We start from the raw sequence: 12,034 nt of genomic DNA, 5'->3' as shown, positions 1-12,034 counted from the left end.
GTTCCTTGTCTTTCTCGAAGTTCGATATCGCGTATAACTGATCTGGCTTTTGTCGTTAAAACAATGCGTCCAAGTCTTCCTGACTTAACTCGGCATCGCCAAAATCAGAAGGCGTGAAATGGATGTCACTTGCTTGTTTTAAGTGCGTGATTAGCAGATCAAGTTCGTTTGCCCATCGTTTTAGAAGTGCTTCGCCGTGAGGCGAAGGATTAGAAAAGGCAGTTTTGACCTGTAATACCAAGCCGCCGTCCTCAATCCAGCAATCACATTCGAAGAGTGCCGTTGTTCCGTTTTGTTCATCGCTATCTACACCCGTAGGGGCGAAGTTCAACGAAACGTTTTCAGATTCTGCACTGATGTTTAACGTGCCCAGGTAGTTAAACCTGCAAGCAGGAATTCCTGAGGATTGTTGTTGGACCTTGCGGGCTAAGTAAGTTAGGCCGGAATGAGGCGCGTTTCTTGTGCCTTCTTTAGCATCACGGATAACGGCATTTGCATCATCAATGGTACTGAACATAACGGGGTAGATTGCAGTGAACCAACCGACAGAGCGAGACAAATCAATCCCTTCCAACTCTCTACCGTGTGATTCAACCTCGAGGCTAAAACGTCTCTGTGAGGTGAGTGGCTTCAACGCCATCGCAAGAGAAGCAAGGAGAAGGTCCTGCTTTTGTGTGTTGAAAACGCCGTGAATATCTCCATCCAACTCTTTTAATGTGTCGGACGGAATAGTCAGTTTTTGGGTCTGTGTAGCGGGTTTATCGCTAATGGGCGGATTTTCTATGTTTAATGGGTAAGCCGTCGCGGCTTCCCAATATTGCTTGTCAGTTTCAGAAGTGGCTTTTAGCGAAGCCGCTAGCAGTGCTTGGTAGTCATGCAGGTTCGCGGACTTCAACGGCAAGGATATGTCTGCTTGGTTCAGCAAACTATTTACCGCAAGCGACAAGTCTTCAAGCACGATTCGCCAAGAAACACCGTCAATAATGAGGTGATGTGCGATCAGCAAAAGCTTGGGTTGTGAACTTTTAACGTAAACCGCTTTGAATAGCCAATTATCATCAAACGAAAAGTCACGTTTCGCGGTTTGGCCAATTGTAACCAGTGTATTTTGGGCTGATTCACTAACAACAGAGAGGTGAAACTTATCAATCGTCTCTGGGTGCTGATACTGCGCTGAACCCCTATCAAATCGCAATCTGAGCGCATCGTGGTGGAGGAGAATATGCTTGAGTGCTTTTTCTAAAAGATCGGGAGTAAGAGAGATAGGCACATCTAACAACACGGATTGGTGATAGTGTTCTGGTTTCACAAATTGTTGGTTAAAGAACCACTGCATCGCTGGTGTAAGTGCGACATCACCGTTGAGAGTTTCTTGCGAGTAGTGTCGCTCTGACGCCAGTACTTTCAGTTTTGCCGCCATGGACTGAAAAGTGGGGTTAACGAGTATTTCTCTGGTATCCAGCTCCCACCCGGCACTGCGCAGGTGCGCTACAATTTGCAGTGCTTTGATGGAGTCACCACCCGCACGGAAAAAGTCACTGTTTAATGAAATAGCATTGTGGCTAAGTACCTGCTCCCAAGCGTGTTTTAGCGCAGTTTCCTTTTCGTCAAAGGCTGTTTCGTCGATGGAAGTCAGGTGACTCTCATTGTATTGCTGTGCGATAAGCTCTAGTGCGTTGTTGTCGATTTTGCCATTGGTAGTCAGCGGCATGTGCTCAACACGGATAGCACACTGAGGCACCATGTAATCAGGTAATTCGTCATACAAGGGCGCGAGAAGACTATTTAAATCATGGTCGGCGGTGTAGAAAGCGACCAATTGCGGTGTTTCAGCCAAGTTGCAAACGCGCACACAGGCGGTGATAACGTCTTTAGTTTGCAAAAGTAACGATTCTACTTCTTCCGTTTCAATTCGATACCCGCGCAGTTGGACTTGGTTTCCTTCTCTACCGACATACACGAGCTCATTCCGCGAATTTTGATAAGCGATATCGCCAGTTCTGTAGAGCTTTCCTTGGCATGTAAATTGGGGCTGTATAAATGCTGAAGCAGTTTTCTGTGTGTCATTAAAGTAACCTGGCGAAACACCATCTCCGCCAATCCAGATCTCACCCGACTTCCCGTTTTCGACTTGATTTCCAGCCTTGTCTAACAGGTAAATAGAAACGTTGTCGGCCGCTTCACCAATTGGCACAGCATGATAGCAGTTGTCTCTTGCGTGGTAAGTGTGCGTTATACAGCCAACGACTGTTTCGGTTGGTCCATATTCATTTATGATTTTTGCGTTTTTAAATACGGCTTGAGCACGCTGTGCAAGTGGCGTACTGAGTTGCTCACCCCCAACAATGAAACACGTCAGATGTTCGGTCGGCGTCGCTGCTTGCTCCGCGAGTGTGGTGAGCACATCAAGGTGGGCGGGAGTAAGCTTTAACGTATTGATCGTGCTATCTGAAAGAACGGCAGCGAGTTGGTCGTATAACGAATCTGAAGCGGATAGCACTAATTGTCCGGCGGTACAAAGTGGCGCAAAAAGAGTCGTTACCGTAAGGTCGAAAGAAATGCTGGTGAACAGTGCCATATTCATCGGCATTGCGCTGTTATATCTCTTTGCAAACTGAAGGTAGTTTGCCAGCCCTTGGTTCGTCACCGTGACGCCTTTAGGTTCTCCCGTCGAGCCAGATGTAAAAATGATATAGGCCAAATCATCAGGCATCGCCTGAGACTCAACGTGTGCTGATGTTGATGCGCTAACGTCGGCAACAAGCTCGGAAGTCGTGCAGTGTTGGAACTGCTCAAGCAAGTTGTCATAGAGATTCTCGTTTGGGGGCGTATCAGTAACAACGAGCGAAGGACTGGCTGCCTTGAGGATCTTTTCTTTTCTTCGTAAAGGTAAACTGTCGTCAATGGGCACATAACAGGCCCCCAATCTGTTTATTCCTGTTAGTAGCGGTAACAGTTGGGCAGAGCGCGAACCAATGACAGCAACGATTTGCCCCTTTTTTACGCCCTTTGCGGAGAGTGAATTTGAGATTTGGTGGCTTGTCTCAGACACATCCTCATATGTCCAGAAACTCCCGCCATTGACCAAGGCGATGGTGCCAGGATAGGCATTGGCACAATCATCGAGTAATGAACTGATGGTTTGAGATTTGTCATAATCTCGTGTGTTTTCGCTTACGGGGGCGATATTAAGGCTGTCAAAGAGCACCGCATTTAATTCGCGTCCAGGCTGATTGGCCAGGAGATGTAGCGTGGTGACAAAGTCATTAAGCATCACCGACAATGCGTCGTGAGAGAAGAGTGAGCGAGAGCCTTCCAGCATGAGTTGGAGCCCTTTGCCAGCCTGATGCTGAACAAAAAGTGTTACGTCGACTTTTGCCCCTCCATTATGAAGCGGAATATGTTCATACCCTTTGTCGATGAACTGTTTTGGAATGGGCTGATATACGAACATCACGTCAAACAACGAGTTCCTGCTCTGTGATGTTGGGCTTTCAGACAGACTGACTACGTCGGAGAACGGGATGAGGTTGTCATGTCGCGCCTTAATATGAAGCTCAAGAGCTCTCAAGTTTTCTTCAGCAGACAGCGAGTAATCCACGTGAGCGTCAACGAGCAGAGAGTCAACAAACATGCCCGGCAATAAAATGGATGAAGGCGTGCGTTGAGTAACGGGGATGCCGAGAGAAAACTGTGTTTGTCCGCAGTGTTTTGACACCCAGATTTGAAACATATTCTGCAGCAGGTTTTGCAGGCTGGTGCCACTTTTTGCTCCCAGCTTTTCAAATTTTTTGGTGTCGGCTTTATTGAACGACGCGAGTGCTGCGTACCCTTGAAAGTCTTGTTTGGCAGGTCTTTTGGATTGAAGCGGCCAAACAAGGTCTTCTGGTCGTACTTTTGTGGAGGCTTTCCAATAGTTCAGTTTGTTTGGATTGGTTTCTGATTGATAGCGAGCATAGTGAACAAACGCATTCGTGGTTTGAGAATTGGGTTTGGTTTGGCCACATATCGTCGATACCCATTCATCAAACAGGTTGGGAAGTGAGAGCCCATCGCAAAGCAGGTGATGGCAATCAATGATTAAAACTGTCTTTCCGAGATGGTAGCCAAAATAGAGGCGTAAAAGACCCTCACCAATCAACGAAAACGGTTTTGCAACGTTTTCTAATTGTGCCTCAAGAGGAGCATCTTCTCTAAATTCAACCTCTTGACCAATAGCGAGTAGGGTGTTTTCAACGCCACAAACCCATTGAGGTTGGCCATCTGACACTGCAATCTTGGCTCCCAACACTTGGTGATGATTGCTGAAAACGGATTCGGCACTCGCTGTTATGACAGAGCTGTTGACAATAGACTCAATGGACACTGCCGCAGTGACGTTGTACGCGGTATGTGTGTCTCGTTGGCATAGGGCAAACATCGCCAACTGGGCTTTTGTTAAGGCGTACGCGTCTTGTGTTTCTTGACCGAAGAGAGGATCCGCAGTGTCTTTTTGTAAAGCGGTGTCATCAATGGCTTTCGCCATGGTTTCAAGCGTTAAATAGGAATGAAGGTCTGATTGAGGCACTTCTATTCCAAATGTATGAGAAATTCGCTGAAGCAGAAAAACTGCATCCAAAGAGTTGCCACCCTTGGCGAAGAAATTGTCGGATTTGCATACCGAGGAGCAACGAAGTACTTCTTGCCATAACCCTGAAAGTCGATTTTCCGTTTCTGTTAGCGGAGAATCATTGTGTTTCTCACTGACTAAATTCTGAATGTCTGAGTTTATCTGTTCGAATTCGCCTTTTTCGGCGCGTTGTTTTAGTTGAAAACGTTGCAGCTTGCCGCTGGTGGTTTTCGGAATTAACTTAATCGGAATGACCACATCGGGGAAAATGCCATGTTCAGCTGAAAGCGTTGACTCAATGTGCGTTTTTACCGTTAGAAACGCTTCCAAAGATCCGCGATACTGAACGAAGACAGCCAACTTTGGCATAGCTGTTTCTTCTGAAGGGGTGATTGATACCACCGCGACCGAGCCCAAAGGTGTCAACTCGCTAATGGCTAGCGACTGCTCGAGGTCATGAGGGTAGATATTCTGACCGTTTATGATAATAAGATCTTTGCTTCGACCCGTTACATAAAGCTCGCCATCTTTTATAAATCCGAGATCTCCGGTTGCTAGCCAGCCATCTTCAGAAATGGTCTCGGCCGTTTTTTCTGGCGCGTTAAAATACCCATGAGTGACACTGTCACCTTTAATGTGAATGTCACCAACAGTGAGCTCTCCGCATTGCTCGCTCCCTTTTACGATTCTGATTTCCATTCCAGGGATTGGCGAGCCCAGAGCAACAAAGGAAGCCCCGTTATTGTCTTCTTGGGCTTTTGTGCCTATATGGAGTGTTGCTCTGTCGAGTGTGATGCTTTGCAAGGTTTTTCCCGCTTTGGGAAATGTTACCCCCAGTGTGGCTTCGGCCAGTCCGTATACGGGAAACATCACGTTATTTTTAAGGTTAAAAGCACTCAATTTGTCTAAGAATGCCTTGCACAAATCGACATTGATGGGTTCAGCACCATTAAAAATGAGCCTGACATTATTCAGTTCCCAGTTAGGGGTTTTCTTACTGTTTTCAAGCCGCTTTAGTAGGTAGTGGTAACCGAAGTTAGGGGAAGAGAGAACGGTCGCTTTAGCGTCGCTGACATTCCGAATCCAACTCAAAGGATCACGAATAAAGCTGGCTGTTGGCATGATGTATTGATCACAACCCACCATCATAGGATTGATGTGAAAACCAATTAGACCCATGTCGTGTGTTAATGGCATCCAGCTGAACGTCGTATCAGCTTGCGTTGTCTCTGTCGCTTCAATCGTGGCGATGTTGTTTGTAATGATGTTTTTGTGGCTCAACATGACGCCTTTTGGCAGACCTGTAGAGCCTGAAGAGAACTGAATAAACGCCAAATCGTCTGAGGTTGTGTTTGGTGTATGGATTTTTGGCAGATTCTTGTCACTGTCAATATCGACAGAAAGGAGTTTTGAGTGCTGATTTTTGCCAAATAATGTCGTTTCTGAACTGGAGTCAGTGACTGTCCAACTTTCTTCTAAAACGGAAAGTATGGCATCAAGTTTTTTGAAATGGGCATCAGTGTTGCCATACGCAACAGGGACAGGGATGAAGCCTCCAATGATTGAAGCCCAAAAAGCAGTGACGAAATTTTTGTTGTCTTCTAGCTGAAAAACAATTTTCTGTTTTGGCTTTACGCCCAGATTACGCCACTTGCAGGCGAGTTGATTAGCATCGTGCCACAACTGCTTGTAACTCAGAAAAATTGCGCCATCTCTGTGATGCGAAAAGTAGATACCCTTTCCTTCAATCTTGCTAGCCGTTGCAAGTACATCTCCAAGCGTATCTATATTTGAGTACATCACTTCTTTTCCCTGAACCACAAAAACTACTGATTACCACCTTAATAGTGGAAAGGGATTCAAACGTCATGCTGCCTAATTTTCCAAGCATTCCTTTCTTGGGCTGGATTCGGTTCTCGATATTTAATATTTTGTTACAAGTGTTGCAGGATGGGGATTTGTGTTGACATCGGGGCGAATGTTCTTCATTTGTCGTATTTTACGATACACTGTGCTGCATGATGGTGTGAGTCATACATGCTTCTCGTGACCTGAGCTTAATGACTCTAGAAGCTTTTGAGGCGAATTGAGGAACATATCGTTAAATGAATAGAATGTCATAAATTTAGCATGTTGTTCTTAATGTATATCTATGAATGACTACAATTTTTTCATTGAATGGACATTTTTATTGACATGCTCGAATCAGCAAATTTGACGTTGGTGTTTTATTGTCGATTGATAGCGCGAGGCGGGTTGGTAGCATTGCTATGTGAGCGTAAGGAACGTGTACAAATTTAGCTTAAAGAGTTTATTCCACATGCGATCCTCTGATTGTCAGACACTTCTTTAGCTCGATCATGGCTAAGAAGAATCCTTCACTGATCGAGAGCATTGCGGAACACTATTAGGGAATAGTTCGTGATTGTCTCACAAGCTGCTGGGTTTGCAGAGTAATAAGCGAACGCAGAAATGAATACGAAGAGCCGCTGATGAGAGTCAGCGGCTTTTTTGTATTGGTGGGTTTGCTTCTGGGGTGGTTGTGCACCAAAGCGGGTTCAATCTAAACGGTCGACACCGAACTGGTGTTTGCCCTCAGTCCCACCTAACATGCTGTAAAACAGCAAATGCGCTATGAAGCTCGAAAGGTGAGGAATGTGAGAAAGACAGACAAGAAAATCGATAATTCACTCAGAAAGGCTCTAACCCAAGTGTGTGACATTGCCCAGTCAGAAAATGATGGCTTCGAGTGGCTGACCCACTTTGTAAATTACGACAAGTTCCCGAACTCGCTAAACATCGTTTGTGTCTTTGACACCCAGGAAAATTTGGCGTTAGCCAACCAAGAATGCTTTCATCGGCTTATCAAAGATGCATTGGATTCTATCGATATCAAAGTGAAAGATATGAACAAGCACGTGCAATTTGATACGGAAGAAAACTGCGAGAAAGAAAACAACGGTAAATGGAATGTGCGTTTTGAGAAACAAGGCTTTCAGCTCTGAGCGCTTCAAGAAAGCATCAATAGAGGTTAATAGGTCTTCGAACCTTTATTCTGGGCTCTTCAGATTCACCATTAAGGTAAGCCTTTTCTAGATTGCGGCGAATGAATCATTGCTGATTCACACCCTAAAAGGGTGACCTGATAAGGTTTAGCTCTGTCTATACTCCCGAATTAGTCAATTGAGCGCATGAAGTGCGATATACACTAGGGAGCATTGATGAGATCTATATCTTTGGCACTGGGCTGTGTTTCGATCAGCAGCCTGTTGTTTTCCCCCTCAAGTGCTGTAGCAGCTGTCGAAGGACTATCTGCCCATAAAGACAATTACTTCCTTCCTTTCTACAAAGAGCGCCGTGTTAACCAGCAGCGATTTGAGCCATTGAACCCAAACGGAACAGATGCAAAAGATACCTTTATCCAGTTTCAGTTCAGCGCCAAATATCAATTGATAGAAATTGGTGACGACGGACTCTATCTGGCTTATACCCAACGCTCAAACTGGGAAGCATATGACAGCTCTGCCTACTTTAGAGACAGCAACTACAACCCTGAACTCTTCTATCGACTCCATATTGAAAACTGGCAAATCGACCTGGGTGCTGAACATGAGTCCAACGGGGCTGGCGGTGATAACGAAGTTAGTTGGAATCGGATCTATGTGGATGCGCGACATGATTGGGAGTGGGGCTACATCAGCTTCAAGCCCTGGATCAGAGTAGGTAATGTAACGTACAACCCTGGTATCGCAGATTTTCTGGGATATTCGAGACTGGAGCTGGGTTGGCAACCCACAGAGTTACAAGAAATTAAACTGCAGGTCAGTAACCTGTTTGCAGATGAGTTTGACCATCTGTATTACGGTGTGAGTTGGAACTTTCCTATCTATCAGGGCTTGAGAGGCTATGTGAAGGCAGAAACTGGGTATGGTCTGACTATTTCAAACTACAACTTTGATGAAAGTGCTTATGGGGCTGGGGTTGCATTCAGTTTTTAGGTGTAAAAGATCATCAGACCCTAAAGCTCAGAATGGTATGAGATTTTGGATGTGAGCTAATTTTTCGTCATTAAAAATGTACATATGACAAGTTAATGCTTTTCTCATGTTTTAGGGTTAGTGCAACTCATCAAACGTTGTCAGATTTAGACAATGAAATCAGGGCAATAAATGACCAGTTGGGCAACTAGTTACCTGAAAAATGAGCAATTTATTGCTCAAACTGGTAAGAGCAGGTGTCTAACTCTTTGAATGTTTGGCGAGTAATTTATGGTCTACTAATTGCTTTGTATCACGGAGGAATCAAATTTATCAGGGTAGGAGCGTGAAATGGGAAATGCGGTAGTACTTGGCAATATTGGGACAGATCATGATGGTTTTCATCCTTCTCACGTTATCGCCGCTCTTCCGATAGAAAAGTGGATGGCATTCCGCTTGCGCGTCAAGAAGACGCATTAACTCCGCACGACAAACCCAATTCGCCCCCTCATGATAGAAGTATCGCCGCGGGCTTTCAGACGGTTTTTGCAAACGGTAAACCCGTTGCCAGAACTGGGGATCCGGTGAGTTGTATTGGTGTGGTTGTTGGCGGAGGGGCAGGCAATATTGGTTAGAGTGTTTGAGTTATATCTCTCAAGCGGGTTAGTGCTAAATTAGATTATAGTTAAATCTATATATAGTTGGTTTTGTAATTAAAGCTCCATTTATTTTTCCTTACATTTATAAGTAGGGGTTTTGTACTAGATTGAATTATTAATACTTTCTTAATGCCCCTCGATAGGTCATGTGTCCAATAAATAATAAAGCGCGACTGAAGTCTAGTTTTATTATTTCATCTCTGTAATTTAGTAAATTATATCTTGTCTACGGTCGTACTATTGAATCATCATAATTATAAATTTTTGGCGCTTGTATAGTCTCCGGATCGAAGGTTATGCATATAGACGCTGTTAAAGAATACAATAGAGATCATCGATATATCATTGTTGTGAATAGTTGATGCTTTCAAAAAAGATACTAATAAATACATAACGTTGGTTGGCAAGGTTCTAAGGTGGTACAAGCTTAACAAGTGATCATGTTTGAGTGTTATGCATATTGTCGCAAGCATTGACGACATAGTTATTTCTGCATTTCACCAGACTTTCCTTGTTCTCTTCTTTTTCCCTCCAAAGTTCTTTTTGCTGTACATATAGATTAATTAGCAATGTCTAACTTAACCGTTTCTTAATGCAAGAAATTCGGTTGGGATCCGTTTTCTTTAATTTCTCCTGCTTCTAAGTTTTTCAGGGGTTATTGGCTGCTTAATAGCATTTACATCTATCTGGGTGTTGCTTTTTCTGCGGTGAAAAGTCGAAACGTAAACATGTTTAATCCATAAAGTCTCTATAGCGAAAGGAGAGCGTAAAATGGCGAAAGAGGGAAGTGTTGCTCCTAAAGAGCGTATTAACATTAAATACGTTCCAGCAACCGGCGATGCTCAGGCGGAGATTGAACTCCCGCTGAAAATGGTCGTTTTGGGCGACTTCAAAGGTCACCCAGAAGACACCTCAATCGAAGAACGCGAAGCCGTTTCTGTCGATAAAAACAACTTCACCTCAGTCATGCGAGAGAGCAACCTTTCGGTGACTACTTCAGTGCCAAACGTAATGACAGAAGAGGAAGGTCAAGATCTTCCTGTCGAACTGTCGTTCAAGTCTTTGGCGGATTTCTCTCCAGATTCAGTAGCAAACCAGGTCCCTGAGCTGAAGAAGCTTGTTGAGCTTCGCGAAGCACTGGTTGCTCTCAAAGGCCCGCTAGGCAATATCCCTGCTTTCCGCGCCCGTCTCCAAGAGCTGCTGGCATCTGAAGATTCCCGCGAGAAGTTACTCGCTGAACTGGAGCTGGTGGGTGCTGAAGAGCAACCGGCTGACGAACAGTAATCAACGCAGAAGAGAAAAGGATTTTGTTAATGTCCGTACAAGAGAAAACGCTTGAGAGTTCTGCCTATGAATCTGGCAGTCTGCTCGACGACATCATGGCTCAAACCCGCATGGCACCTAGCGAAGAAGGCTATGATGTTGCCAAAAAAGGTGTAGCTGCATTCATTGAAAACCTGATTGGTTCAGACCAGCAGGAAGAACCAGTCAACAAAGCTCTGGTAGACCAGATGCTGGTTGAGCTAGACAAGAAAATCAGTGCTCAGATGGATGAAATCCTCCATAGCGAGCCTGTCCAGCAAATGGAATCTTCATGGCGTGGCCTGAAGCTGCTGGTTGATCGCACTGATTTTCGCGAAAACATCAAAATTGAAGTGCTCCATGCAACGAAACAAGAACTGCTGGATGACTTTGAATTTGCTCCTGAGACTACGCAATCTGGTCTGTACAAGCACGTTTACTCAGCAGGCTATGGCCAGTTTGGTGGTGAACCAGTAGGTGCTATTGTTGGTAACTATGCGTTCACTCCAAGCACACCAGACATGAAGCTGCTGCAATATGTTGGTTCAGTAGGTGCAATGGCTCATGCGCCATTCCTGTCTTCCGTGGCGCCGGAGTTCTTCGGTATCGACTCATTCGAAGAGTTGCCAAACCTGAAAGATCTGTCTGCTACCTTCGAAAGCCCTCGCTACACCAAATGGCGTTCACTGCGCGAGTCTGAAGATGCACGCTACCTGGGTCTGACTGCGCCACGCTTCCTGTTGCGTGTTCCTTACGATCCAGTTGAAAACCCAATCACGTCTTTCAACTACCGTGAAAACGTATCGGATTCGCACGAAAGCTACCTGTGGGGTAACACTGCGTTCGCACTGGCTTCACGTTTGACCGATAGCTTCGCGAAATACCGCTGGTGTCCGAACATCATTGGTCCACAAAGTGGCGGTGCAGTGGAAGATCTGCCTGTTCACCTGTTTGAATCACTGGGTGCGCTTCAAGCAAAAATCCCTACCGAAGTGCTTATCACTGACCGCAAAGAATTTGAGCTGGCCGAAGAAGGCTTTATCTCTCTGACGATGCGCAAAGGCAGCGATAACGCCGCTTTCTTCTCTGCAAACTCTATCCAGAAGCCAAAAGTGTTCCCGAACACCAAAGAAGGCAAAGAAGCAGAGACCAACTACAAGCTGGGTACCCAACTGCCATACATGATGATCATCAACCGTTTGGCGCATTACATCAAAGTGCTGCAACGCGAACAGATCGGTTCTTGGAAAGAGCGCCAGGATCTTGAGCGCGAGCTGAACACTTGGGTTCGTCAATATGTGGCAGATCAGGAAAACCCACCGGCAGAAGTCCGCAGCCGTCGTCCGCTTCGCGCAGCGAAAGTGGAAGTGATGGACGTGGAAGGCGATCCGGGTTGGTACCAGGTCTCTCTGGCTGTTCGTCCTCACTTCAAATACATGGGCGCGAACTTCGAACTGTCTTTGGTAGGCCGTCTGGATCAGTAATCC

At 45.4% G+C, this 12,034-nt stretch carries 5 protein-coding genes and 1 pseudogene; 5 read left to right on the top strand and 1 reads right to left on the bottom strand.

From position 1 onward, the window contains the following. Positions 1–55: 55 nt before the first annotated feature. Complete coding sequence (locus RN22_RS03840; RefSeq protein ID WP_046303151.1) at positions 56–6,409, bottom strand: non-ribosomal peptide synthetase; 6,354 nt, start codon at positions 6,407–6,409, stop codon at positions 56–58. 857 nt (positions 6,410–7,266) lie between these two features. Between RN22_RS03840 and RN22_RS03835 the strand changes: the two genes are divergently transcribed. The 5 genes and pseudogenes from RN22_RS03835 to tssC all read left to right on the top strand — a co-directional run bounded on the left by RN22_RS03835 (position 7,267) and on the right by tssC (position 12,031). Next, the gene (locus RN22_RS03835; protein ID WP_046303150.1) at positions 7,267–7,614 is read left to right on the top strand and encodes a hypothetical protein; all 348 of its coding nucleotides are present in this window, start codon (positions 7,267–7,269) and stop codon (positions 7,612–7,614) included. Between the two features lie 216 nt (positions 7,615–7,830). Then, complete coding sequence (locus tag RN22_RS03830; RefSeq protein ID WP_046303149.1) at positions 7,831–8,607, top strand: phospholipase A; 777 nt, start codon at positions 7,831–7,833, stop codon at positions 8,605–8,607. A 330-nt stretch (positions 8,608–8,937) separates the two neighbouring features. Next, positions 8,938–9,221 (top strand): annotated as a pseudogene (locus RN22_RS03825) (type VI secretion system PAAR protein). Between the two features lie 795 nt (positions 9,222–10,016). After that, entirely contained in the window at positions 10,017–10,529 is a 513-nt protein-coding gene (gene tssB, locus RN22_RS03820; RefSeq protein WP_002538780.1) for a type VI secretion system contractile sheath small subunit, read from the top strand. A 29-nt stretch (positions 10,530–10,558) separates the two neighbouring features. Further along, positions 10,559–12,031, top strand: a complete 1,473-nt coding sequence (gene tssC / locus RN22_RS03815; RefSeq protein WP_002538781.1) for a type VI secretion system contractile sheath large subunit — start codon at positions 10,559–10,561, stop codon at positions 12,029–12,031. Positions 12,032–12,034: the final 3 nt, after the last annotated feature.

Source organism: Grimontia sp. AD028 (assembly GCF_000973155.1).
Classification (GTDB): Bacteria; Pseudomonadota; Gammaproteobacteria; order Enterobacterales; family Vibrionaceae; genus Enterovibrio; species Enterovibrio indicus.
The sequence above is the reverse complement of the archived record's forward strand: the minus strand, read 5'-3'. Positions and strand labels throughout refer to the sequence as shown.

What these genes read in the sequence shown, in the direction of transcription:
- RN22_RS03840 (WP_046303151.1), bottom strand. Translation starts at nt 6,409, where the DNA reads ATGTACTCAAATATAGATACGCTTGGAGATGTACTTGCAACGGCTAGC.
- RN22_RS03830 (WP_046303149.1), top strand. Translation starts at nt 7,831, where the DNA reads ATGAGATCTATATCTTTGGCACTGGGCTGTGTTTCGATCAGCAGCCTG.
- tssB (WP_002538780.1), top strand. Translation starts at nt 10,017, where the DNA reads ATGGCGAAAGAGGGAAGTGTTGCTCCTAAAGAGCGTATTAACATTAAA.
- tssC (WP_002538781.1), top strand. Translation starts at nt 10,559, where the DNA reads ATGTCCGTACAAGAGAAAACGCTTGAGAGTTCTGCCTATGAATCTGGC.